Annotated in this window: 1 protein-coding gene; it reads right to left on the reverse strand. The window is 64.3% G+C overall.

Going from position 1 to position 235, the window contains the following annotated elements; all coding sequences use genetic code 11:
* Positions 1–235 (reverse strand): proline dehydrogenase family protein (locus tag EXE44_RS19385; RefSeq protein ID WP_199241312.1); only part of this gene is annotated, 235 nt, incomplete at both ends.

Below are 235 nucleotides of genomic sequence, written 5' to 3' on the forward strand. Positions count from 1 at the left end.
CCGGATCCGCCGGTAGAAGTAGGAGAACCACTTGGAGCCGTACGGGATGTACTGGTAGACCGTCACGTCGTCTTCGGCGGCGAGTTCGAACTGCGCCGACTCCCGGACGCCGGTCAGCATCTGTACTTCGTAGGGGGTCCCGTGTTCGGCGTACAGCTCCGTCGCGTACTCTATCATCGCGGGGTCGTGGCTCCCGACGGCGACGCCGTCGTCGAACGCCTCGAACATGTAGGCG

It is taken from the genome of Halorubrum sp. SS7 (assembly GCF_005435055.1).
GTDB classification, from domain to species: domain Archaea; phylum Halobacteriota; class Halobacteria; order Halobacteriales; family Haloferacaceae; genus Halorubrum; species Halorubrum salinarum.